The sequence below is a fragment of the Ruegeria sp. BJ6 genome (genome assembly GCF_056537885.1).
The window spans coordinates 14199-38172 of record NZ_JBQFSG010000002.1 but is presented as its reverse complement, the minus strand read 5'-3'; the positions used below and the strand labels follow the sequence as shown (position 1 = coordinate 38172).

Genomic DNA, 23974 nt, shown 5'->3' with positions numbered 1-23974 from the left:
AATGGCATATATCTTCGAATTCCTGATCGCCTTTTTCCTGATCGTCTCGGGTATCTTCGGCTTTGTCGGATCGTTCGGAATGATCAAGCTGAAGGATCCGATGTCACGGCTGCACGCCCCAACCAAGGCAACGACGCTAGGCGTGGGCGGCGTACTGCTTGCATCTATCTTTCATTCCCTTCTGCTCGAACCACACCTGTCGCTGCATGAACTTCTGATCACCCTGTTCCTGTTTCTAACCGCACCGATCACGGCCCTGTTCATTGCAAAATGGCACATCCACCGGCATGAAAAGCCTGAAAACCTGCCGGACGCAGGCGAAGATGAACTTTGGGCAACGCACGCGGTCGAGCAGGCCGAAGACGTACCGGATCACAGCACGAACTGAATCAGATGCACACGCCACCTCTGCCATTGACCCGCGATCTGGTACTGATCGGCGGGGGACACACTCATGCGCTGGTTCTCAGGAAATGGGGCATGAACCCTTTGCCGGGGGCTCGGCTCACTGTGATCAACACCGGTCCTACCGCACCCTACTCGGGGATGCTGCCGGGGTTTGTCGCTGGCCACTACACGCGAGAGGACCTGGACATCGATCTGGTCCGCCTGGCACGCTTTGCTGATGCACGCGTAATTTTGGGTGGTGTCGAGGGAATTGATCTGGACCGCCGTCAGGTGCATGTGCCGGGCCGTCCACCGATTGCGTTCGATGTGGCCTCGGTCAATGTCGGCATCACCTCTGACATGCCAACGCTGCCGGGCTTTGCTGAACATGCTGTCCCCGCCAAGCCACTTGGTCCTTTCGCGGCCCGATGGAAAGACTACCTTGCCAGCGACGGCCCGGCCTCTGTCGCGGTGATTGGCGGCGGCGTGGCGGGGGCCGAGTTGGTGCTGGCCATGGCTTATGCACTGAGGACCCGCGGTCGGCCAGCACAGGTAACACTGATCGACAGTGCAGCGGCGTTGTCTGCGACCAGCCCGAAAGCCAGCGCTACAATCCGGCGCTCGATGGGTGATCTGGGGATCGAAATCATCGAACACTGCGAGGTTACCAAGGTGGCCGCGGACCACCTGCAACTCAGCGACGGGCGCCGTATCGAGGCAGATTTTGTCACTGGTGCAGCAGGCGCACGGCCACACGGGTGGATTGCCGATACCGGGTTGGCGTTGCACGAGGGGTATGTTGCGGTGAACGACTATCTCCAGTCCAGCGATCCCGGTGTGTTTGCGGCCGGGGACTGCGCCCACCTGAGTAGCAATCCCCGCCCCAAAGCAGGCGTTTACGCGGTGCGTGAGGCGCCGGTTTTGTACGACAATCTGCGAGCGGTTCTGGGTGCGGGAAAAATACGGCGATACCGCCCGCAAAAGGACTATCTGAAACTCGTGTCGCTGGGCGGAAAATCGGCTCTGGCGGAACGGCTTGGAACCTCGTTCAGCGGCCCCCTGATGTGGCGATGGAAAGACCGTATCGATCAGAACTTTATGAACCGGTTCCGCGAATTGCCTCAGATGGCAACACCTGCGCTACCCGGCGCCCATGCGGCGGGCCTTCGCGAAGCCATCGGAGACAAACCGCTGTGCGGAGGGTGTGGGGCCAAGGTCGGGCGCGGCGCGTTGCGGTCGGCGCTGAAGGGCATGCCAGCACCTGAGCGTTCAGATGTCATTCCCCTGCCGGGCGACGATGCCGCCCTGTTGACCACCGGTGGGCTCAGACAAGTGATGACGACGGACCACTTGCGCGGCCTCACCAACGACCCGGCCACTATGACTCGCATTGCTGCTGTTCACGCACTTGGCGACATCTGGGCAATGGGCGCGCAGCCGCAGGCCGCAACGGTAACGATCATCCTGCCGCGCATGTCGACTGAATTGCAGCACAGAACGATGGCCGAGATAATGACGGTCGCCACGGAAGTGATTAAGTCAGCCGGAGCTGAGATCGTGGGCGGGCACAGCTCTCTGGGTGACGAGATGACGATCGGGTTCACTCTGACTGGCCTGTGTGACGCTGAACCGATCACGCTGTCTGGTGCCCGGCCGGGTGACATGCTGGTACTGACCAAACCACTTGGCAGCGGGGTGCTGATGGCGGCCGAGATGGCTGGAAAAGCCGACGGCGCCTGGGTGGCCGCAGCATATGATCACATGAGCCAGCCGCAAGGCGAAGCAGCCCGCATTCTGTCATCGGCGGACTCAATGACAGATGTCACCGGTTTTGGACTGGCTGGCCATCTGAAGGGAATGTGCGACGCATCGGGATGCGGGGCAATTGTCGACCTGGATGCCATTCCCCTGATGAAAGGAGCACTGTCGCTTGCCCGGCAAGGCGTCCGCTCCAGCATTTTTGCTGACAACCGGGCCATCGCACCTGACTTGCCGACAGGGGATAAGGCCGATTTGCTGTATGACCCACAAACCGCAGGCGGTTTGCTGGCGGCCGTCCCTGCGCAACAAGCCGAAGAAGTCCTGAACCAGTTGCAAAACGCGGGCTATCCGGCTGTGATCATCGGAAAGATGACTGCAGAACCGGGATTGCGTATTCAAATCTGATCCAGAAATTCCTCGATCTGCTTTGCTGCCAGCTGCAACGCTTTATCATCCAACGCCGGAACGTCGATCCTAGCCACCGCCAAGGCCTTGTGCGCCTTTCGGGACTTTGCGTAGGCAGGGTCATAATGCTGTTCCATTAGCGCGCGGGTCAGCGCGTGCTTGTCCCCCGCGTCAATCAGGCTTAGCCATTCATCCACCACCTCGTGCCCTTTGTGAAATCGCAGCGGGGACAGGCGATCCCGTAACCTTTCGGCGTCACTCAGAATATCGTTATAGGCCGAGACCAGATAGTCCGTGCGCGCAGCAATTGAGGCGTGGATTTCAATTCTTGGCGCGCTGCGAAGAGCCGACCAGAGGCTGGGCGGCAAAATGCGTTCGCCGATCTTTGATGACTCCGCTTCGACAATAACAGGGCGGGCAGGATCAAGCTTGCAAAAGGCGGCCGCCACGGCAGACTCAAAGGCCTTTTGACTTGGCTGGCCCCCGGGTTTTTCGCCCAGCAGCGACCCCCGGTGATTTGCCAGCGCCTCAAGATCCACAACCTGCACCCCCCTTGCGTGCAAGGTCGCAAGCAGGTCGGTCTTGGCGGTTCCGGTATAGCCGTCCAGCGCGATCAGGCGGTGCGGCAGCGGGTCATCATAGAGATACCGGTTCACCAGACGACGATAGGTTCGGTACCCGCCGTCGACCACCTCGGCGCGCCAGCCAATCTGTTGCAGCATCCATGTAAACGAACCCGAGCGTTGACCGCCACGCCAGCAATAGACCAGCGGCCGCCATGCGCCTTCGTGGTGACTCAGGCTGTTTTCGATGTGGTTGGCTGCGTTGCGAAACACCAGCGCCGCACCCAGTTTTCTTGCCAGAAAAGGGCTTTGCTGCACGTAAATAGTGCCAACCCGGGCGCGTTCGTCATTGTCCAGAACCGGCAGGCTGATAGCGCCCGGCAGGTGATCCTCGGCGTATTCTGCCGGGCTGCGCACGTCGATCACCGTGTCAAAGGCATGCCCGTAAAGTTCAGGCAGAGTATTGAATTTCAAGGCCATGGATGCGGTGTATCGCGCGCCGTGTAAAAGGGAAAGGGTCAGAACTTTCGCAGGCCTGCACCAACAAATTGCATTGTATTCGATCAGCGTGATCAACCCTGATCCGCTTGCCAGATGGAGTTTTTGGCACACACAACGCGAAAAAAACCAAAACGTTCTCACAACCCGGCGTAAATCATTACGCCGCATCTTTTCCAGCCTATCGTCGGCATATGCCGATGATCATTTTCTGCTTTGGCTGAAATCATCATTCATTCTCGCCTTGTCTCAGCAAGCTCAGCGTCATACTTCCGTTACATTGCTCAATAGCAAAGACTTTCGGACATGTATCAAAACCTCATTGAAAAAGCGCTGAACGCCGTAAAGTCCGGGCAGTTTGCGACTGCTCGGAAGCACGCTTTGCGTGGGATAAAGCAATTCCCCGACCGCCCCGAGTTTCAGAACATTGCCGGGATAGCTGCCAGCGCGAAAGGACATCATAAAGAGGCTGTCCTGCACTTTCAAAAGGCGTTGAAGCTGGCGCCTGCATTTCACGATGCTCGGCGCAATCTAGGTCAGGAATTGATATTCTTGAACCGTCCCGGAGCAGCTTTGGTGCAATTGGATGATTTGTTGAAGAAAAATCCCAAAGACACTGCCGCAAGGTTCCTAAAGGCCGAGGCCTGTCTGGCCAACGGCAATGCGCAAACTGCCCTTGACCAAGTCAACATTGTTGCCACGGCCAGTCCCGAGAATCTACGCGCAATTTCGATGCGAGCGCGGATTCATATGGCACTCGGGAAAGAGGCTGAGGCAATCGCCGATTATGAGCGAATTCTGGCGGTTGAACCAAATCGTATCGAAGCTTTGGTTGATATCTCCCAACTTCTGGCCCGTTCTGGGCGGCACGACGAAGCGGACAAGGCCATCCGTGCTGCTATAAAAATTGATCCGGAAAACGTATCTGCGCAGTTACGATTTGCCGCTCATCAGGAGGAAACCGGTCAGACGGAAGAGGCCGTTGACACCTGCCTGACGATTCTGGAACTGAAACCCGGCCAACCATCCGCACTGGAGAAACTGGCTAGGCTAAGCGCGGATAAATTCGGCGAAAGAATCTCAGCCGAAGCTAAAAAGGCGCTTAAGGTCGCCGAAAACCCTAGCATTGACAGAGCGAGCCTGAATTTCGCTTTGGCTACCATCGCCAAATCCTCTTCGAATTCAGGTGACTTCGCCGCCTATGTACGTCAGGCCAACGAAAATCTGGCAGCGTTTCACCCTTACAATCCGGAATATGAAGATAATCTGACTTCATCTTTGATTGAGCGTTTTCAGAGCCATCCCGTTCCTAGCGAACCGCATGGAAGCGGCAGCCCTCGACCGGTTTTTATTGTCGGCTTGCCTCGCTCGGGTACGACTTTGGTGGAAGCGGTACTTGCTTGCCACCCGAGTGTTTTTTCTCTGGGCGAACGAAACTCCGCGGGACGTCTGCTTGCCCCTGTGATTAACAGTGGCAAGCCTTTCGGGCCGGATGAGCAGAGTGAATTTCGCATTTCTTATGATGCCGATCAGCCAGCCCAAAGCCAAAACGCCACCGTTCGTGTTGACAAGATGCCAGAGAATTATCGACTGGTCGGCTTTTTGATAAACTCGTTACCGGGTTGCAGGATCATCAACATGCGTCGTGATCCCCGTGATCTGGCGTTGTCGCTTTGGCAGGCGCATTTTTCCGGATCGGCCTTGTCTTACGCATACGATCTAAAAGCGATGGCGCATAAATTCAATCAGTATGCGGCTCTGGCAAATCACTGGACGAACGTTTTTCCCGAACAAATTTTGGATGTCAGCTATGAGGATTTGGTAGCCGATATCGACACCAGCAGCCGACGGATCGCAGAATTCTGTGAGTTGGAATGGTTGGAGAGCATGACCCGCCCTCATGAATCGGCCGGAGCGGTTTTGACGCTCAGCGCCACTCAGGTAAGGCAACCTGTACACTCCCGGTCAGTAGGTGCGTGGCGCGAGCATGAGAAAATGCTCGCGCCATTTATCGAGGGACTGGATAAATCACTTTGGCCAAACCTAGAGTGAATTTCCAATCCACGGTGCAGAGCGGCTTCGCAGTGCCGCTCTGGCCTTTTGCAAATTTATTTCTGTTGGATACGACCATCCAGATAGGGCTGGTACGGTGCGTTCGCGGCTAGGTATTCTGCCGTCACATCCGCCAGATCAGGCCCGAAATCATAGGCGTTTTTGTCGTCGCCCGAAAATACCGAATAGCCATCGCCGCCGTTGCGGACATAGTTGTTGGTCACCACCAGATAGGTCGCTGCCGGATCGATGGGAACGAAGTTGTCGCCGTCAGCCACCATGACCTCGGTCACCCGCCCCTCATTCGGTGCAATCGCCGGGTCCCAGGTGAATGTAAGACCAGCCACCTGCGGGAAGCGGCCCTTGACCTCTTCCACCTGGCTAACGCCGTTTTCCAGTGCGTCGATGACCCCTTGGCCGCTGATTTCAAAGGTCGAGAGAGTGTTCTGGAATGGCAGAACGGTAAGAACTTCGCCCATGGTCACGTCGCCAGGGTCAATCGATGCCCGCAAACCGCCGGAGTTGGCAATCGCGATTGTCACACCCTGATCAGCCACCCGATCCAGCATAGCATCAGCGACAAGGTTGCCCATTTCGCATTCCTGAACCCGACAGACCGAGCGGTCACCTTCGATGGGGGCTGCCGCATTTGCCACCACTTTGTTGCGGATTTCATCTAGCGGCTTGGCAAGTTCCGCTATGCGCTCCAGCGCAGCGGTATCCTCGGTCACCGTGTTGTCCATGATCAGCGGCTCACCTGCCGCCTCGACCACGTTCCCCTCGTCATCAAAGGTCACGTTCAACTCGCCCAAAAACTTCCCGTAGGCATAGGCCTGCACGATCTGAACACCGTTGACTACCGTCGGGTAAGGCCCGGCCGCCTTTTCGGAAACGTTGGACAGATATGTATTCGAGTGACCGCCCACGATCACGTCCACGCCGCTGGTCTCCTGCGCGACGCGTTGATCCACCCCATAGCCCGAGTGGCTGAGTACGATGATCTTGTTGACGCCTTCGGCAGTCAGCTTGTCCACTTCGGCCTGCACTGCCGGAACCGGATCGCTGAACTTGACGTTCGGGCCGGGTGAGGCCAATTCATGGGTGTCTTCGGGCGTCAGTCCGATCAAGCCGATCTTTTCGCCGCCCACCTCGATCACCGTCGATTTCTTGATCTTGTCGGTTAGCAGTTCCTCATCCCGGATATCCGCGTTTGACATCAGAACCGGAAAATCCACGGTATCGACAAATCCACGCAACACTTCCGGCCCATCGTCGAATTCGTGGTTGCCGACGGTCATCGCATCGTAACCCAAGCGGTTCATGAACTCGGCAGCCATCTGCCCCTTGTAGTACGTGTAGAACAACGACCCCTGAAACTGGTCGCCCCCATCCACGAGGATCGAGTTCCCGGCGCGTTCACGCGCATCCTGAACCGCGGTCACAAGGCGGGCCGAACCGCCAAAGCACTTGCCTTCGGCATTGTCTTCGGAATCGCAGGCGCTGTCATACTTGTTGATCGGCTCGAACCGGGCGTGAAAGTCATTTGTGTGCAGAATGGTCAGTTTGTACTCGGCAGCGGCCATACCTGCGGTCAGGCCGAGAATGGCAGCAGAAGCCAGAAAACGGGTGAACATGTATATCTCCCTGAAGTTGATTGCGGAAATCGTGCGCTGGCAGCGGGAAAGAGTCAAACAGGGAAATGCGACTTGATTCCGGACGTTGCGCAAGGCATCAGAACCACATGCTGATTTACAAGATTTTCCGGGCCGATGAATGGAATGACCTGCAGAAATGCGGGGAAACCTCGGGTGCGCCAATCGACGTGGCCGATGGGTACGTCCATTTTTCAACGGCGGAACAGGCCGCAGAAACTGCGGCAAAACACTTTGCCGGGGAAAAGGGGTTAACCCTTCTGGCCTGTGACAGCGAAACCCTGGGCGACGATCTGAAATGGGAACCCTCGCGAGGCGGTGCGCTTTTTCCCCATCTGTACCGCAATATTAGGCTGACGGATGTGGTTTGGTCTGCCCCCCTTCCGTTTGAGGATGGCGTACACAGATTTCCCGAGGATATGAAATGAGCAACTATGTAGACCCCGAGCGCGAGCAGTTCGAAACGTTCAAGGCGCTGGACCGCGATCAGCCGATCGAGATGCTGAATCTCGTGAAATTCCGCGCAAAGGCCGCCTACCCCGAAGGGCACGTTTTGGCCGGTTCCGATCTGACCGGGGCCGAAGCCTATGGGCGCTACGGGGCCGAGACGGCGCCGATCATTGCGCGCCTTGGGGCCTCAATCGTCTGGCGTGGGGTTTTTCAGACCGTTCTCATCGGGCCTGATTCCGAAGATTGGGACGAGATATTTGTTGCACGCTACCCAACCGTAAACGCCTTTCTTGAGATGGTGACGGACCCTGAATATAGAAAAGCGGTGGTTCACCGACAGGCGGCGGTGGAAACTTCACGCCTGATCCGATGTGCCCCTGCCGATAGCGGGAAGTCGTTTGGATGAAACTGGTCGAGAAACTTGGGCTGGCAACCCTGCACAGGCTGGACCCCGAGGTAGCGCATGGATTGTCCATCAAGGCCCTGAAGTCAGGCCTGATACCAACTCCTGGGCCGGTGACCTCATCGCGTTTGCGCACCACGGTCGCGGGTCTGGACCTTCCCAATCCGGTTGGGCTTGCCGCTGGCTTTGACAAGAACGGCGAGGCTTTGGCCCCCCTCTCCCGTTCGGGCTTTGGGTTTATTGAAGTTGGTGCAGTGACACCCCGCCCGCAGCCCGGCAACCCCAAGCCTCGCCTGTTTCGTCTGACCGAAGACAGCGCCGCAATAAATCGCTTTGGCTTTAACAACGAAGGGATGGAGGTGATGGCCCGGCGGCTTGCTAACCGCCCCTCGGACGCCGTCATCGGCCTAAATCTGGGCGCAAACAAAGACAGCACCGACCGCTCTGGTGACTTTGCCAAAGTGCTGGCCCATTGCGCGGATCATCTGGATTTTGCGACGGTCAATGTCTCTTCGCCCAACACTGAAAAACTAAGGGACCTGCAGGGCAAAGAGGCACTGAGCGCCCTTCTTGCCGGCGTGGTTCAAACCCGCAACGGCCTGACGCGAGGCTTGCCGATTTTTCTCAAAATCGCCCCGGATCTGTCAGACGCCGAGATTGAGGACATTGCCGAAGTGGCGCGCGAAACTGGTGTTGATGCCGTGATCGCAACAAACACAACGCTTTCCCGTGAAGGGTTGAAAAGCAGCCACAGCAACGAGGCAGGTGGGCTGTCGGGCGAACCTCTTTTTGAAAAATCGACCCGCGTGCTGGCCCGCCTGAGTCAATTGACAGGCGGAGACATCCCGTTGATCGGGGTTGGTGGTATTGGTTCGGCGGAACAAGCTTACGCCAAAATTCAGGCAGGTGCGTCCGCAGTACAGTTTTATACGGCGATGGTTTTTGGTGGTGTTTCACTGGCCGCTGAAATTGCACAAGGTCTGGATCAGCTTTTGGCCCGTGACGGTTTTGCAAACGTGGCCGAGGCAGTCGGCACCAAACGAAAGGACTGGCTTTGATCGAATACTGGCATAACCCTCGTTGTTCGAAGTCTCGTGCCGGGCTGGCGCTGTTGGAAGAGCGTCGGGTCGATTTGACCGTTCGAAAATATCTTGAGGACGCACCTTCAGAACCGGAATTGAAAGCCGCGCAACAGGCATTGAATGTCCCAGCCGTTGATATGATGCGAACCGGCGAGAAACTGTTCAGGGAACTCAATCTGTCAAAGACAGATTCCGACGAAACACTGATCAGGGCAATGGCCGCGAACCCCATACTCATTGAACGACCATTGGCAATTTCAGGTGGCAAAGCGGTAATCGGGCGGCCGACCGAAAGGTTGTTGGACCTGATTTAAGGTTCAGGTCACACGGGCCTCAAGTCTGGGGTAACGCAGTCCCAATGTCAGACCGCGGGCGATGTTCAGAACCATAAGCGCTGCCCATAAACCGTGGTTGCCAAAGGTCGGAACCAGAATGAATAGCGCGACGACGTATATGGCGACCGACTGGATCATTGCCTGCCGCATATCTCGTGTCCACGTGGCACCAATATAAATTCCGTCGAACATCCAGCTGGCAACCCCCACAACCGGCGCGATTGCCGCCCAAAACAGGAATTCCCGACCAGCCGCCCGAACTTCAGGCGAGGTCGACATTATGTCGATGAGAACCGGCCCGGCAAGAAAGAACGTCACTCCCAGTGCAACTGCGCCACCCGCGCCCCACTGTGAGGCCATGATAGATGCGCGCCGGACCTGATGACGGTCTTTTGCGCCAACAGCGCTGCCAACCAATGCTTCAGCTGAAAACGCAAAACCATCCAGAGCGAAGGCCGTGATTTCCAGAAACTGCAAAAGCACCTGATTTGCGGCAAGGTTAACGTCGCCCAGATCTGAACCGACGAACAGGAAAGTCGTAAACGACCCCGTCAACAACACCGAGCGCACCATGATGTCGGCATTGACCTGTAACATGCGGCGCAAACGGGCAGGATCGAAAATTCGGGGCCAATCCCTCCACTGGTTTCCGCCAAAGGCATCCCTGCAAAGCCACAGTCCCAAGGCCAAACCGGTCCACTCTGCAATCAATGTGGCCGTGGCGACGCCTTCGACACCCCATCCCAGACCAAGAACAAACCAAAGGTCGAGCAGGATGTTCAACCCGTTCATCCAGATTTGCAGGACAAACACACCGCGCGTCCGCTCGACCGCGATCAACCAGCCGGTAACCGCATAAAGCGCAATGGTGGCCGGAGCACCCCAGATGCGGATTTCAAGATAATCCCGCGCCAAAGCCTCGACTTCAGCACTGGCAGGGGCCAGGGAAAACGCTCCCCAGAAAACAGCAACTTGCGCCAGAATAAACACGACCCCGGCAGTGACGCCCAGCATCAGGCCACGCATGAGCAAGGCGCCCGTTTCCGCAGTATCACCTGAACCCCGGGCTTGGGCTGCCAGACCGGTCGTGCCCATCCGGAGAAAGCCAAAAATCCAATAGATCGAGGCCAATATCACCGCGCCAATACCAACGGCGCCAATCGGCGCGGCCTGTCCCATTTGCCCGACCACGCCAGTATCCACCGCACCCAGAATCGGAACGGTGGCATTGGACAAAACAATGGGCAGCGCGATCTTCAGTACCCGCCGGTGCGTGATGGGCGCAGACGAGTCCTGCATGTTTTCTCAGGCTTTGGTGGTTCGAGGTTGCGGCATCAGGAAATGGCCGGTTCCCTGCGCAAACAGTTTGGCGTGATTGTCCTGCCACGCTTCGACCCGAACGGACGCATATCGCCGCCCTGCCCGGTTGATAAAGGCCCTTGCGTAGGCATCTCGCGGCAAACCTGAGCGAAGATAGTCCACTGTGAAATCAATGGTTTTCGGAAAGCGGATGCTCTCGTCATTCAGAATTTCGCTGGCGTCGATCTCCCCGCTTTCGATTTTCGGAAACAAATGTTCCCAGCTGAGGGTTATGACTGCGGTCACCTCAAGAAATGCAGCGGTCACGCCGCCATGAATTGCAGGCAGAAAAGGGTTTCCAATCAGCTTCTCATCAAAGTTCAGCACACCAGTCAGTTCGTCGCCGCGGCGGTCAAAACTGATGTTGAGGAACCGGATATACGGCACCCCTTCGACAAGTGCCTTGAGCGCACCGTCGCGGCGTTGTTTGACGACCTGCATTGGTTCGGGACGGGGGCGCGCCATTTAACGACCCTCCACGGTGAAAGCGCCAGATGCAGCGGCTACCGGACGTTCCTGATCATCGTCCATTGCAGTGGCCCGTACAAAGGCCACATTGCGGGTGATTTGGTAACAGGTTGCGCGAGTGGTGATGCTTTGTCCGGGCGTCGCGGCACGCATGTAGTCGATTCGCAAATCAATGGTTGCAGTGCCGCCCGGTGCCGAAGGGTGGCTCATCACCGCCGCGCCGCAACACGTATCAAGCATCGCCGATACTGCCCCACCGTGGATGACGCCGGTTCTGGGGTCGCCTATCAGATCCTCATTATAGGGCATGGATATTTCCGCTTCGCCCTCGCCAATGTGCGTCAGGGTCAACCCCAGGGCCTTTGCATGCGGGATCGCTTCGATGAATTGACGTGCAAGTACTGTTTTATCGGCCATTCGGTTTGGTCCTGTCCTCTCGTTACCCCTTTATGAGCCGCGGGCCGCGCAAAGGGCAAGCCCACCTGTTGCGCTTGCCGCCGCGACGCCCTAGGTTGCACGCGAGGAGAACAGGAATGTCCGACAACCGTTTGTCATTCAAAGAGATGTGTGCCGAGTTCGATGTAACTCCGCGTACCCTGCGCTACTATGAATATATCGAGCTGCTGCAGCCGGATCGCGAAGGCCGATCCCGGTTTTACGGAGCCCGCGAGCGTGCTCGAATGAAACTGATCATGCGAGGGCGCAAATTCGGCTTCCCTCTGGAAGAGATTCGTCAGTGGCTGCTGATCTACGAAGATCAGGGGAACGAGGCGCAGATGGCGACCTTTGTTGAAATGGCCGACCGCCAGATGGATGAACTGCGCCAGCAGCGGCAGCAACTGGACGAAGCCATGGAAGAGTTGCAGCGGCTTCGCGACCAGACCTCAAAAATACTGGGCTAAGCGTTTCTGACGAAGCCTCACTTGATCGTTAGCTGTGCTCGTCGCAGGTTGATTGGATTAATTCCTCATCGCATGCTGATACCGGTATTTTGGCCGGTCATGCGGACTTTCATACACGCCTGACCGGCAGTGAGTGATCGGAGAACCGATGATGAAATTCACACAAGCCCTGTTTCTTTGCGCAATTACCGCCATAACCGCTGGGTGCGATGTCGGCCCCTCTGGGTACGGCACAGCACCGCCCGGTGTTTCCCAGGAAGAGTGGGATGCTCAGGTTAGGGCAAGGCGTCAGGCTAGGCGCGATCATTATTCCGGCTCGCGCGGTGGCACGGCCCGATAGTCCGCAAAACCAATCCAATTCCACTGGAAACGGTGCGAACACCCATGTTCGCGACGAAATAAAACTACTCCCACGTCGCTTTACGTGAATTGATCTTACGTCAACAATTTTGTGACGCAGCGTCTGCATTACGTAAACGTCAATGTCATGTTGTAAATGGGACATCGACTGCGCAACTCATGGTTCAAGACGCAAGCGATGAGAGTTTGAACAATGACCGAAGATCTGATGACCATTCGCGAAATGTGCGAGTCATACAACGTCACGCCGCGCACTTTGCGGTTTTACGAAGCCAAAGAGCTGCTGTTTCCGATCCGCGAAGGACAAAAGCGGCTGTTCACCAAGCGTGACCGCGCCCGCCTGAAACTGATCCTGCGCGGCAAACGCTTTGGCTTCAGCCTTGAGGAAATTCGCCAGCTTCTGGACCTCTATCACGTCGGAGACCAGCAGCTGACCCAGATGACGCGCACATACGAAATCGCCTGTGAACGCCTTGCTGATATGGAATCACGCCGCGACGAGCTGAATGAGGCGATTGACGATCTGAAGGAACAGTTGAGATGGGGCGAAAAAGCGATCGCCTCGATGAAGCAGGAAAAAAACGCGGCCGAGTGATCCACTCGCCCGTCCCCGTACATTTGAATAATCAGGGAGCCCCCAATGCCCGTCTACAATGCGCCAACAAAAGATACCCAGTTCATTCTGCACGAAGTGTTGAAAGTCTCGGAACTCGACATCCCCGGCTACGCTGAGTTGGAAGCCGAGTTCACCGGCGCCGTGCTGGAGGAGGCCGGGAAGCTGGCAAGCAATGTGCTCCACCCACTTAATGTGGTCGGCGACACCGAAGGCTGCCGGTTGGAAAATGGTGTGGTTTATACGCCAACGGGTTTCAAGGACGCGTTCGAGCAAGTGAAGGAAGGCGGATGGACCGGCCTGGATATGCCCGAGGAATACGGCGGACAGAATATGCCGTACGTTCTGGGGTCGGCCGTCGGAGAGATGTTCTCGGCGGCGAACCAGGCATTCGTGATGTATCAAGGCCTGACCCACGGCGCCGCCTCGGCCATTCTGGCGCATGGCACTGACGAGCAGAAAAATACCTATCTGCCCAACATGGTCAGCTGTGAATGGACCGGCACCATGAACCTGACCGAACCGCATTGTGGTACTGATCTGGGCCTGATGCGTACCAAGGCTGAACCTCAGGGGGACGGTAGCTACAAAATTTCCGGCCAGAAAATCTTTATCTCGTCCGGCGATCACGACATGGCGGATAACATCATCCATCTGGTACTGGCCAAAATCCCGGGCGGCCCCGAGGGGATCAAAGGCGTATCGTTGTTCATCGTGCCGAAATTCCTCATCAAAGAGGACGGTTCGCTGGGCGAACGCAACGGTGTCTCGGTCGGCAAGATCGAGGAAAAGATGGGCATCCACGGCAATTCGACCTGCGTCATGAACTATGACGAAGCCACTGGCTGGCTGTTGGGCGAAGAGCACAAAGGCATGCGCGCGATGTTCACCATGATGAACGAAGCGCGTCTGGGCGTCGGCATGCAGGGCCTCAGCCAGGCCGAAGCCGCATTCCAGAATGCGCTGGAGTATGCCAAGGACCGCCTGCAGGGGCGTGACGTCACAGGCGTGAAAAATCCCGACGGCCCGGCTGACCCGCTGATCGTGCACCCTGACATCCGCCGCAACCTGATGGATCAAAAAAGCTTCACGGAAGGCGCGCGTGGTTTCATTCTGTGGGGCGCCACAATGCTCGACCAGGCGCATCGCTCCGGAGACAAGGATGCCGACGGCCTGATTTCGCTTCTGACACCGGTCATCAAGGGCTTTTTGACGGACGAAGGTTATGACATGACCGTTCAGGCCCAACAGGTTTATGGCGGGCACGGCTACATCGAAGAATGGGGCATGTCGCAATACACCCGCGACGCCCGCATCGCCATGATCTATGAAGGTGCCAACGGCGTTCAGGCTTTGGACCTTGTTGGTCGCAAGCTGGCGCAGGACGGTGGCAAGCACGTCATGGCGTTCTTTGAGATGGTCAAAACTTTTTGCAAGGAAAACGCTGGCCAAGACGAGGCTTATGACAAGGCGTTCATCGAACCTCTGAAAGCCGCATCCAAGGACCTGCAGGCAGCGGGAATGTATTTCATGCAGAACGGCATGACGAACCCGAACAATGCGCTGGCCGGATCTTACGACTTCATGCACATGTTCGGGCACGTCTGTCTGGGGCTGGTATGGGCACGTATGGCGAAGGCTGCACAAGCCAAGCTTGACGCAGGTGCAACAGACAAAGAGTTCTACGAAACCAAAATCAACACTGGCCGCTACTACATGGCACGCCGCCTGCCGGCCACCGCTATGCACCTGACCCGAATTCAATCAGGCGCGGATACGGTTATGGCTCTGGACGCGGCGAATTTCTGATCTCAGTCTGGTTCCGGATACCGTTATCCGGAACCAGCCATCCAGAGGACAAGACATGCCAAAACGCTTTCGCCTGACCCGACGTTTTCCCATCGCAATGACCGAGGACGGATATCGCAAACTAAAGGGGTTCGCACGAGAGGCCGGGCTGGACGAGGGTGAGGCGCTGTCTTTCCTATTTGAGAACTTCAACAGTGTCATTGATGAGGAAAATCTGACCCACCGACTGCGTATCTTCAATTCCGAACTAGAGGCGCGCAAACGGTGAGGGCACACGTAAAATTGCTGCCTGTAAACGCTTCAAGACCAGATGCCTCCGGCGGGAGTACTTTTGAAAAGATGAAGACATGACGCGCCCCTGCCACCGGGCGCACTCGCCATCAGGACAGGGACGACTTCACCTTTTGCGGCCATCGGCTCTCCAGCCTGTACCGCATGCCGAGTGGAGCAGACCCTGGTTGATAAAAGGTAAACGCCGGTTCTTCATCTTTTTACAAATACTCAATTCAAACCTAACCACATGCACCTTGGGAGGGGTAATTGCATGACGATCAAACTGCATTGCTTCGGAGAAAGTGGAAATTCATACAAAGCGGCGTTGGCTTTGGAAATGTCCGGACTGGACTGGGAGCCGGTCTTTGTCGACTTTTTCAAAGGTGAAACCCGCACCCCGGAATACCGTGCAAAGGTCAACGAAATGGGCGAAGCCCCTGTCCTGATCGACGGTGATTTCCGCACCAGCCAGTCAGGTGCGATTCAGGCTTATGTAACTGAGAAATCCGGCAAGTTTGGTGGCGGATCGCGCGAAGAGAATTATGACATTCTGCGCTGGGTGCTGTGGGACAATCACAAGCTTAGCTCAATGGCCGGATTGACGCGTTTTTTGATAAACTTCCTTCCCGAGCAGCACCAAAATCCCGATGTCATTGCGTTTAATCAGGGTCGGCTGAAGGCAGCCTATCAGGTGCTGAATGATCACCTTGAAGGTCGCGACTGGATCGTAGGCGACGGTGTGACAAATGCCGATATCAGTTGTTGCGGCTACCTCTATTACCCAGAACCTTTCGGCTTTGACCGTGCCGACTGGCCCCATATCGACGCCTGGCTAACCCGCTTGTCCGAGCAGCCCGGCTGGAAACACCCCTATGACCTGATGCCCGGCAACCCGTCGGATCGAGCTTGAGGAGAAGACCCATGACCGAAGCATATATCTATGACGCCCTGCGCACCCCGCGCGGCAAGGGCCGCAAGGATGGCAGCCTGCACGAGGTGACCTCGGTGCGCCTGTCCGCCCTGACCCTGAACGCGATGAAAGAGCGGAACAATCTGGAAGGCCACGCCGTTGAGGATGTGATCTGGGGCAACGTCACACAAGTGATGGAACAGGGCGGCTGTCTGGCGCGCTCGGCGGTGCTCGCTTCGGATTTGGATCAGTCGATCCCCGGCCTGGCCATCAACCGTTTTTGCGCGAGCGGAATGGAAGCCGTCAATCTGGCAGCAAACCAGGTCAAGGGCGGCGCAGGCGACGCCTACATCGCCGGTGGTGTCGAGATGATGGGCCGCGTGGCCATGGGTAGCGATGGCGCGGCGATCGCCGTTGACCCCTCGTTGGCGATGGACACTTACTTCGTGCCTCAGGGCATCTCTGCCGACATCATCGCCACCGAGTATGGCTTTAGCCGCGACGAAGCAGACGCGCTGGCAGTTGAATCGCAAAAACGTGCGGCAGAAGCATGGGCCGACAATCGGTTCGAAAAGTCGGTCATCACCGTCAAGGATCAAAACGGCCTGACCATTCTGGACCGCGACGAATACATGCGGCCCGGCACGGACATGCAGAGCCTCGGCGCGCTGAACCCCTCATTCGCTATGATGGGTGAGCAAATGCCGGGCTTCGACAAGGTGGCGATGCTGAAATACCCGCATCTTGAGCGCGTAAATCACATCCACCATGCAGGCAACAGCTCGGGCATCGTGGACGGTGCGGCGGCTGTACTGATCGGCAACAAGGAATTCGGTGAGAAATACGGCCTGAAGCCGCGCGCCCGCATCAAGGCGACCGCCAAGATTGGTACCGATCCGACCATCATGCTGACCGGCCCGGTTCCGGTGACCGAGAAGATTCTGGCCGACAATGGCATGAAGATCAGCGATCTGGACCTGTTCGAAGTGAACGAAGCCTTCGCCTCGGTCGTTCTGCGGTTCCAGCAGGCGTTTGACGTCGATCCGGCACTGGTTAACGTCAATGGCGGTTCCATCGCAATGGGTCACCCGCTGGGCGCGACCGGCGCAATGATCATCGGCACGCTGCTGGATGAGTTGGAGCGTCAGGACAAGGAAACCGGTCTGGCGACGCTCTGCATTGCATCCGGGATGGGTGCAGCCACAATTATCGAACGCGTCTGATGCCCAAGCTGGATCTTTCACAAATCCCCGTTCGGAGCGGCTCGGGCTACCCCGGTAAGCTGGCCCGGGCTGGTGACGGCCGCTTTGTCCAAGGTGTGGGCGACGCAGGCGGGTTGACCCAGTACGGTGTCAATATTGTGCGATTGGACCCGGGCGGGCTGTCCTCGCTCCGCCATTACCATATGGAGCAGGACGAGTTCGCGATTGTCCTCAGCGGCACCTGCACGCTAGTCGACGAAGAGGGTGAACATGAGATGCAGCCCGGCGATTGCGCCGCCTGGCCCGCGGGTGAGGCCAATGGCCATCACCTTGTGAACAAGACCGATGCGCCCGCGACCTTTCTGGTGGTGGGCACACGGACCCCGACCGAGACCGGCTATTACAGCGACATAGACATGATGGTGAAGTTTGAAGGCCAAGATTTTCGCTTCACCCGCAAGGACGGCAGCCCGCTGACGGCTGACCAGATTGGAGATGACAATGACTGATTTCACTCTGACCAAAGACACAGATGGCGTTGGGATCATCACCTGGGACGTTCCCGGCAAAACAATGAACGTGATGTCCTTCGAAGGACTCCAGCAACTCAACGACTGTATCGATCAAGCGCTTGCCGATGACGAGATCAAAGGCATCGTTGTCACGTCAGGCAAGGAAGGATCGTTCGCGGGCGGCATGGACCTGAACCTGCTGGCGGTGATGAAGGAGCAGGCGGGCGACGACCCGGCCAAGGGTCTGTTCGAGGGTACGATGCAGATGCACGCCCTGCTGCGCAAGATCGAACTGGCAGGCATGGACCCCAAGACCAAAAAGGGTGGCAAACCGATTGCGACCGTCCTGCCCGGCACTGCCGCTGGCATCGGTATGGAGTTGCCACTGTCAACTCATCGCATTTTTGCCGCCGAGAACCCCAAGGCCAAATACGGCCTGCCCGAGATCATGGTCGGCATCTTCCCCGGCGCAGGCGGCACCACTCGGATGGTCCGCAAAGTCGGCGCCATTGCGGCGGCTCCACTGCTGTTGGAAGGCAAAATGCTGGACGTCAAAAAGGCGAAAGGCGCAGGCTACATTGACGAGATTGCCGCCGACCCGATGGCTGCAGCCAAGGAATGGGTGCTGAACGCCAAGGATGCCGATCTGGTCAAACCTTGGGATGCGAAGGGCTATAAGATGCCCGGCGGTGCGCCCTACCATCCTGCAGGCTTCATGAACTTCGTTGGTGCTTCGGCAATGGTGAATGGCAAGACCCAAGGGGCGTTTCCTGCCGCCAAGGCTCTGCTGAGCGCGGTGTACGAAGGCGCTCTGGTCGATTTCGACACTGCCCTGAAGATTGAGGCACGCTGGTTCACCTCAGTCCTGATGAATCCGTCTTCGGGTGCAATGATCCGCTCGCTATTCCTGAACAAGGAAGCACTGGAGAAAGGCGCTGTACGCCCGCAAGGCGTGCCGGATCAGTCGGTCAAGAAAATCGGCGTTCTGGGCGCGGGTATGATGGGTGCAGGTATTGCACTCGTATCCGCACAGGCGGGGATGGAAGTGGTTCTAATCGACCGCGATCAGGCCGCCGCCGACAAGGGCAAAGCCTATACCGAGGCCCATCTGGACAAGGGTATCAAGCGCGGCAAGACCACGGTTGAGAAGAAAGAGGCGATGCTGGCCCGCATCACCGCGACCCCGGATCTGGATCACCTGAAGGGTTGTGACCTGATCATCGAAGCCGTTTTTGAAGACGTTGGCGTCAAGGCCGAGATGACCAAAAAGGTCGAGGCGATCATCCCAGAGGATTGCATCTTTGCCTCGAACACCTCGACTCTGCCGATCACCGATCTGGCCAAAGCCTCGGAGCGGCCGGATCAGTTCATCGGCATCCACTTCTTCTCGCCCGTCGAAAAGATGTTCCTGGTCGAGATCATCAAGGGCAAAGAAACCGGGGATCGTGCGGTCGCCAAAGCTCTGGACTACGTGCGCCAGATCCGCAAAACGCCGATCGTGGTCAACGACGCACGCTTCTTTTACTGCAACCGTTGCATCATTCCTTATGTCAACGAAGGCGCGCGGATGATCACCGAAGGTGTGACGCCTGCCCTCATCGACAATGCGGCGCGGCAACTGGGTTTCCCTGTGGGTCCGATCCAACTGACCGACGAAACCTCGATTGATCTGGGCGCCAAGATCGCCCGTGCGACCAAGGCCGCGATGGGGAATGCATATCCTGCAAGCGCGGCAGACGATCTGATCTTCTGGATGGAGGAACAAGGCCGTCTGGGCCGCAAGGCGAACGCGGGCTTTTTCGACTATGACGAAAAGGGCAAACGCGTCGAATACTGGAAAGGCCTGCAGGAAAAGTATCCGCTGGCCGAGGAACAGCCCGACCTGATCGAGGTTCAGGAACGTCTGATGTTCGCCCAGGTGCTGGAGGCGGTGCGCGCGCTGGAAGAAGGCGTGCTGGAAGACATCCGCGAAGGCGACGTAGGTGCGATCCTGGCCTGGGGCTTTGCACCATGGTCCGGTGGCCCACTCAGCTGGCTGGACATTATCGGCACACCCTACGCGGCAGAGCGCTGTGATCAATTGGCCGAAAAATATGGCGAGCGTTTTGCCTGCCCGCCTCTGTTGCGGGAAATGGCGGAGAAGTACCAGAGCTTTTACGGCCGGTTTAACCCCGAAGCCAAAGCCGCCTGAAATAGTGATGCAGGCGCCCAAAAACGGGCGCCTGCATCTTTCTTTTAGTGCTTGGTTAGATCTGCCATTCAGACCGCAGGAACAACGGCAACAGTTTGGGCCTTCCGGGTCGATGAGGACGACGGACACCACCAACTGGCCGCAACGGAAAAACCGGATCCTGCGTTATGGGCGCTGGCAGGACGCCCAACTGGTTTGCAAGGGCAGAGGTATCGCCCATTTGCGCAATCTTGTTTACCAGCTCTGCGGCGTCTTCACCGTCCAGAACCGGATATTTCTCTGAAATCTTAGCCCGCCTCACCCGCAAGCCCGGGCTGATTGAGCGGCAGTGTGCAAGCATGCCACCTTCGATAAAAATCACTTCCTCCCGGGCGAATAGCAGCGTTGCGACCTTCAGATGCTGCCCCGGGTAATGTGATTTCATGCCGTGGAAACCATTCAAATTTCGGGCAGGAACAGCGGCATGACGGCTTTCACACTCACTTCCTGTTCCGCGGGTGTCGACCAGCATGTTCTGGTCCGGCAACAACCAAACTGAACGCCCGTTATAAACCGTGTTTGCGGGAACATGGACTGGCAGATGCCTGGCCAGCAACCCTTCGGTCGGCAGAAACATCTCTTCGTGATTTACACTCAGCACCTGCTGAAACCCCTGATCCAGTGTCCTGACCAGATCACCGGCCACCAGACCCTCGACCGGTTTCCACCCCCGTACTGTCGCGACTTTGGTTCCGTGCAGCAAACCCGCGCCGCAACTTGATGCACAGGTCTCTGAAACTGCCTGCTCATCATCTTCCAATAAAATTGGATAACCAGATATACCCTTTAACTCTAACACGTGCCTTACCCCCTTGTTGGCACACAACCTTTGTCCAAACTGGGTAGCACAGCCGGTGGCGCGCCCGACTTATTTTCGACACATTTACGTCCATTTCCCGCCCTGATTGAGCGATTTCCGGCAAATCAGGAAACAAAGCCACTAATTTTACAGAAATTCACCTTACCCGAGAAACATGCCACACGTTATTGGCTAAACTGATATCCGAATCTTCGAATATCTTCCGAACAGGCGTCAGCGACTGCCTCGGCGGTTGCTGATCGATAATACTGCCGGAAATCCGCCGCCCGCGTGGATCGGTTCAGATGCGGCAGTTCAATTGAGAAACCCAGATGATCGATCAAAGGAGTGACGTCTTCGCGAAAGTGCTCGATCCGGATAAAAAGATCACACTGTTCAGTCCCTGCGGTTCGACGCATGTAAGCGCTTGCCGGACTTTTCCGGAAGGAGGCCATGGTCGACGGGTGCAGAACAAACGACTGAAAATCCAATCTCTGAGATAATAAAACCGCCGGGTGGTCGAACTTCTGTACTCTTAGCCAATGGTAATAGCTGACGATCCGGTCCCACGGGTTGCGTACCAACGTGAACGAAAAAAGGTCTGACAACTGATCGGGTGGGATCACCCCCTCGATATCGCGCAGGGTCGAGTGTTTCCACAACCGTCCTTGTGATGAAAGCGCCTTTGCGCGCTTTCGACGCTTTCGGGCCTTGGGTGTATCGCCCAGCAGTATGTCGTCCTTCATCGCCCTTTGCTCCAACGCCTGCGCAAGCGATGTTCCGCCAGTTTTGGGGATGTGAACAAAAACATATCTACGGCCGGTCGAGATGATCATTGCAATCGTCTATCCAGGCTGAACCTCGGTCGCCACCCGGCCCGACCGCCAAGCAAGTATCCCGCCTGCGGATGCAATCAGTCCAATGCCTGCAATCTGCAACGTACCCAACGTTTGCCCAAGCGATACCCACGCAAAAACCGGCCCGAAGATCATGACAGAATACTCAAAGACCGCGACATAAGAGGGCTCTCCCAACTGATAGGCTTTGATCAGCATGAAAACGGCAAGCGTCGATCCCACAGCCTGAATAGCGATCCACGGGGCGGCCGCTTCAATTGGCCAAACCCAACCGCGCGTAACAAATCCGGCCGGACCATCAGGTGTTTCAACCGGAAAGACGGAAAACAGAACAAGGCCGGCAGCACCGGACAGGCCTAGCGCCAAAACCATTCCGCATAACAGCGATACAGTGCTTTCCTCTGCGCAGTGACTGCGCGTGATAATGGCGCTGAGCGCATAGAAAAATCCGCCAGCGACCGGGATCAGAGTTTTTACATCGAATGCGTTCGGGTCGGGCTGCAAAACGCAGAGAATTCCGATGAACCCGACCATGACCGCGCCTATTCGCCAAGGTCCGATTTTCTGTTTCATCGCCAGCGCAGAAATCAAAAGAACAAAGATTGGAGAAGTGAACAGGCCAGCCAGCGCCTGCGCAATCGGCATGAGCGCCAGCGCGCTGAAGTAAAACAGCATCGCCGTGGCAATCAACACGCTTCTGAGTACTACAAACCCAAGGCGTTGCGGGCGCAAACCGCCAAGACCGATCAGTGACAGCAACCCGATCAGGGGCAGCATCAGTAACGCGCGGGAAAAATGAAACTGCCACAGGCCAAGGGTTTCTGCCACGCGCACAACAAAGTTGTCGATGACACCGATGATTGCCATGGCGCCCACCATCAGCACCGAGGCCAGGACAGGTGAAGAATGATCTGATGCCTGCATTCACACTCCTACCGGGTTCATCAACAGCCAACCGGCATTCAAATACCCTAAATGCCATCGACCACATTTTTAGCTCTTCGTGCAACAAGTTTGCCCCACACGATTTTGGCATGCTAAGCTGCCGATAAATAATAACGAGCATATTTCACCCGAATGACGGCACTGACACAGTACGAACGGATCGAAGCCACCGGTCTGTGGAGACCATCGCCCGAGGAACAGCGGCGCGAGGTTGTCATTTCGATTGGCGAGGCCACTCTGACCATATCGGATTTTAACGACAAGGCGCTGACACACTGGTCGCTGGCTGCAATTGAACGACAAAACCCCGGAGAGTACCCGGCCGTTTTCAATCCTGACGGCGATCCCGGAGAAACGCTGGAGCTGCAGCAATCCGAGACCATGATGATCGAGGCTATCGACCGGCTGCAACGCGCCATCGACCGGGCCCGCCCACATCCCGGGCGTTTGCGTTGGCTCAGCGTGGCTGGTGTTGTTGCGGCAGTGGTTGCGGTGATGATCCTGTGGTTGCCCGCAGCGCTGCAAAGCCACGTCGTTTCGGTCGTGCCTGAAATCAAGAGGCAGGACATCGGTGACATGATCCTGCAGCGGATTGAGCGGGTCGCCGGGCGTGCGTGCCATTCCGAGGATGCGCAGCTTCCGCTGGAACGTCTGGCACAAAGGACCGGCATCCGCAAAATCGTCATTTTGCCAGCAGGGGTTACGGACAGCCTCGCCCTGCCCGGCGGTATCGTCCTTTTAAACAGGGCTTTGGTTGAAGATCACGAAGACCCCGCAGTGGCCGCAGGTTATGTCATCGCCGAACGCGCGCGTTCTCAGAATTCCGACCCCTTGAACGAGTTGCTGGATCGTGCCGGACCAACCGCCGCGTTCCGGCTGCTGACCACCGGTGAGCTGACACCGGACATTGTCGATCGGTACAGCGAAAAAATCCTGAACGAACCTAGGCCTGAAATTCCCGAAAGTGAGCTGCTTGCCGTTTTTGCGCAAACGGCAATGCCCTCGACGCCCTACGCCTACGCCAGAGACATTACCGGAGAAACCGTACTGGGCCTGATCGAGGCTGATCCGATGGCGGGCCGTTCGTTGGAACAGGTGCTGCCGGACCGCGATTGGGTCCGACTGCAGAATATTTGCATCGAATAAT

The 23974-nt window shown here is 57.0% G+C and carries 26 protein-coding genes; 18 read left to right on the top strand and 8 right to left on the bottom strand.

Annotated elements, in window-relative coordinates; translation table 11 throughout:
• The first annotated feature begins 1 nt into the window (after position 1).
• Positions 2 to 388, top strand: coding sequence for a Na+/H+ antiporter subunit G (locus tag ACR0D6_RS05420; protein WP_170651566.1), 387 nt, complete (start codon positions 2 to 4; stop codon positions 386 to 388).
• 5 nt (positions 389 to 393) lie between these two features.
• Positions 394 to 2553 (top strand): selenide, water dikinase SelD, encoded by a 2160-nt coding sequence (gene selD, locus ACR0D6_RS05415; protein ID WP_480764764.1) that lies wholly within the window; start codon positions 394 to 396, stop codon positions 2551 to 2553.
• Here the strand turns inward: selD and mnmH are convergent.
• Positions 2544 to 3596, bottom strand: coding sequence for a tRNA 2-selenouridine(34) synthase MnmH (mnmH, locus tag ACR0D6_RS05410; RefSeq protein WP_480764763.1), 1053 nt, complete (start codon positions 3594 to 3596; stop codon positions 2544 to 2546). The two genes, selD and mnmH, sit on opposite strands and share 10 nt — an antisense overlap.
• On the opposite strand from mnmH, the gene ACR0D6_RS05405 reads away from it, so the two are divergent.
• Both ACR0D6_RS05405 and ACR0D6_RS05400 read left to right on the top strand, forming a co-directional pair.
• Positions 3595 to 3951 carry a hypothetical protein gene (locus ACR0D6_RS05405; RefSeq protein WP_480764762.1) on the top strand — a complete coding sequence of 119 codons (357 nt, stop codon included), beginning with the start codon at positions 3595 to 3597 and terminating at the stop codon, positions 3949 to 3951. The two genes, mnmH and ACR0D6_RS05405, sit on opposite strands and share 2 nt — an antisense overlap.
• Positions 3921 to 5666 (top strand): tetratricopeptide repeat-containing sulfotransferase family protein, encoded by a 1746-nt coding sequence (locus ACR0D6_RS05400; protein ID WP_480764761.1) that lies wholly within the window; start codon positions 3921 to 3923, stop codon positions 5664 to 5666. Before ACR0D6_RS05405 ends, ACR0D6_RS05400 begins: the two co-directional genes overlap by 31 nt.
• 56 nt (positions 5667 to 5722) lie before the next feature.
• Here the strand turns inward: ACR0D6_RS05400 and ACR0D6_RS05395 are convergent, their stop codons facing one another.
• Entirely contained in the window at positions 5723 to 7300 is a 1578-nt protein-coding gene (locus ACR0D6_RS05395; protein WP_170651562.1) for a bifunctional metallophosphatase/5'-nucleotidase, read from the bottom strand.
• Positions 7301 to 7407: 107 nt separating this feature from the next.
• Here ACR0D6_RS05395 and ACR0D6_RS05390 point away from each other — a divergent pair, with 107 nt between their 5' ends.
• The 4 genes from ACR0D6_RS05390 to arsC are packed head-to-tail and all read left to right on the top strand — an operon-like array spanning position 7408 to position 9567.
• On the top strand, positions 7408 to 7746 hold the full coding sequence (locus tag ACR0D6_RS05390; protein WP_480764760.1) for a DUF952 domain-containing protein: 339 nt from the start codon (positions 7408 to 7410) through the stop codon (positions 7744 to 7746).
• Complete coding sequence (locus ACR0D6_RS05385) at positions 7743 to 8174, top strand: DUF1330 domain-containing protein (protein ID WP_480764759.1); 432 nt, start codon at positions 7743 to 7745, stop codon at positions 8172 to 8174. The genes ACR0D6_RS05390 and ACR0D6_RS05385 overlap by 4 nt, the downstream gene beginning before the upstream one ends.
• A complete protein-coding gene (locus ACR0D6_RS05380; protein WP_480764758.1) occupies positions 8171 to 9229 on the top strand; it encodes a quinone-dependent dihydroorotate dehydrogenase in 1059 nt (352 codons plus the stop codon). The genes ACR0D6_RS05385 and ACR0D6_RS05380 overlap by 4 nt, the downstream gene beginning before the upstream one ends.
• Positions 9226 to 9567 (top strand): arsenate reductase (glutaredoxin), encoded by a 342-nt coding sequence (arsC, locus tag ACR0D6_RS05375; protein WP_480764757.1) that lies wholly within the window; start codon positions 9226 to 9228, stop codon positions 9565 to 9567. The genes ACR0D6_RS05380 and arsC overlap by 4 nt, the downstream gene beginning before the upstream one ends.
• Before the next feature lie 3 nt (positions 9568 to 9570).
• Here the strand turns inward: arsC and ACR0D6_RS05370 are convergent, their stop codons facing one another.
• Genes ACR0D6_RS05370 through ACR0D6_RS05360 form a run of 3 tightly spaced genes read right to left on the bottom strand, consistent with a single transcriptional unit; the run spans position 9571 to position 11832 of the window.
• Entirely contained in the window at positions 9571 to 10887 is a 1317-nt protein-coding gene (locus ACR0D6_RS05370) for an MATE family efflux transporter (protein ID WP_480764756.1), read from the bottom strand.
• Positions 10888 to 10893: 6 nt separating this feature from the next.
• Positions 10894 to 11412 (bottom strand): PaaI family thioesterase, encoded by a 519-nt coding sequence (locus ACR0D6_RS05365; protein ID WP_170651556.1) that lies wholly within the window; start codon positions 11410 to 11412, stop codon positions 10894 to 10896.
• On the bottom strand, positions 11413 to 11832 hold the full coding sequence (locus ACR0D6_RS05360; RefSeq protein ID WP_170651555.1) for a PaaI family thioesterase: 420 nt from the start codon (positions 11830 to 11832) through the stop codon (positions 11413 to 11415). It abuts the gene before it with no gap.
• Between the two features lie 116 nt (positions 11833 to 11948).
• Between ACR0D6_RS05360 and ACR0D6_RS05355 the strand changes: the two genes are divergently transcribed.
• The 9 genes from ACR0D6_RS05355 to ACR0D6_RS05315 all read left to right on the top strand — a co-directional run bounded on the left by ACR0D6_RS05355 (position 11949) and on the right by ACR0D6_RS05315 (position 20187).
• The gene (locus ACR0D6_RS05355) at positions 11949 to 12317 is read left to right on the top strand and encodes a MerR family transcriptional regulator (RefSeq protein ID WP_170651554.1); all 369 of its coding nucleotides are present in this window, start codon (positions 11949 to 11951) and stop codon (positions 12315 to 12317) included.
• Positions 12318 to 12468: 151 nt separating this feature from the next.
• Positions 12469 to 12657 (top strand): hypothetical protein, encoded by a 189-nt coding sequence (locus ACR0D6_RS05350; RefSeq protein ID WP_170651553.1) that lies wholly within the window; start codon positions 12469 to 12471, stop codon positions 12655 to 12657.
• Positions 12658 to 12870: 213 nt separating this feature from the next.
• Entirely contained in the window at positions 12871 to 13272 is a 402-nt protein-coding gene (locus tag ACR0D6_RS05345) for a MerR family transcriptional regulator (RefSeq protein WP_170651552.1), read from the top strand.
• A gap of 45 nt (positions 13273 to 13317) precedes the next feature.
• Complete coding sequence (locus ACR0D6_RS05340) at positions 13318 to 15099, top strand: acyl-CoA dehydrogenase C-terminal domain-containing protein (protein ID WP_170651551.1); 1782 nt, start codon at positions 13318 to 13320, stop codon at positions 15097 to 15099.
• 55 nt (positions 15100 to 15154) lie between these two features.
• Entirely contained in the window at positions 15155 to 15367 is a 213-nt protein-coding gene (locus ACR0D6_RS05335; protein WP_170651550.1) for a hypothetical protein, read from the top strand.
• 276 nt (positions 15368 to 15643) lie between these two features.
• Complete coding sequence (locus ACR0D6_RS05330) at positions 15644 to 16282, top strand: glutathione S-transferase family protein (RefSeq protein ID WP_480764755.1); 639 nt, start codon at positions 15644 to 15646, stop codon at positions 16280 to 16282.
• A gap of 11 nt (positions 16283 to 16293) precedes the next feature.
• Positions 16294 to 17505 (top strand): acetyl-CoA C-acetyltransferase, encoded by a 1212-nt coding sequence (locus ACR0D6_RS05325; RefSeq protein WP_480450140.1) that lies wholly within the window; start codon positions 16294 to 16296, stop codon positions 17503 to 17505.
• Positions 17505 to 17993, top strand: coding sequence for a cupin domain-containing protein (locus ACR0D6_RS05320; RefSeq protein ID WP_480764754.1), 489 nt, complete (start codon positions 17505 to 17507; stop codon positions 17991 to 17993). The genes ACR0D6_RS05325 and ACR0D6_RS05320 overlap by 1 nt, the downstream gene beginning before the upstream one ends.
• Entirely contained in the window at positions 17986 to 20187 is a 2202-nt protein-coding gene (locus ACR0D6_RS05315; RefSeq protein ID WP_480764753.1) for a 3-hydroxyacyl-CoA dehydrogenase NAD-binding domain-containing protein, read from the top strand. Before ACR0D6_RS05320 ends, ACR0D6_RS05315 begins: the two co-directional genes overlap by 8 nt.
• Positions 20188 to 20242: 55 nt before the next feature.
• Here the strand turns inward: ACR0D6_RS05315 and ACR0D6_RS05310 are convergent, their stop codons facing one another.
• From ACR0D6_RS05310 to ACR0D6_RS05300, 3 genes are all read right to left on the bottom strand, one after another.
• Complete coding sequence (locus ACR0D6_RS05310) at positions 20243 to 20929, bottom strand: Hint domain-containing protein (protein WP_480764752.1); 687 nt, start codon at positions 20927 to 20929, stop codon at positions 20243 to 20245.
• 281 nt (positions 20930 to 21210) lie between these two features.
• Positions 21211 to 21861, bottom strand: a complete 651-nt coding sequence (locus ACR0D6_RS05305; protein ID WP_480764751.1) for a sulfotransferase family 2 domain-containing protein — start codon at positions 21859 to 21861, stop codon at positions 21211 to 21213.
• A 9-nt stretch (positions 21862 to 21870) separates the two neighbouring features.
• A complete protein-coding gene (locus tag ACR0D6_RS05300; protein ID WP_480764750.1) occupies positions 21871 to 22806 on the bottom strand; it encodes a DMT family transporter in 936 nt (311 codons plus the stop codon).
• Positions 22807 to 22959: 153 nt separating this feature from the next.
• On the opposite strand from ACR0D6_RS05300, the gene ACR0D6_RS05295 reads away from it, so the two are divergent.
• A complete protein-coding gene (locus ACR0D6_RS05295; protein WP_480764749.1) occupies positions 22960 to 23973 on the top strand; it encodes a hypothetical protein in 1014 nt (337 codons plus the stop codon).
• The last annotated feature ends 1 nt before the right edge of the window (position 23974 follow it).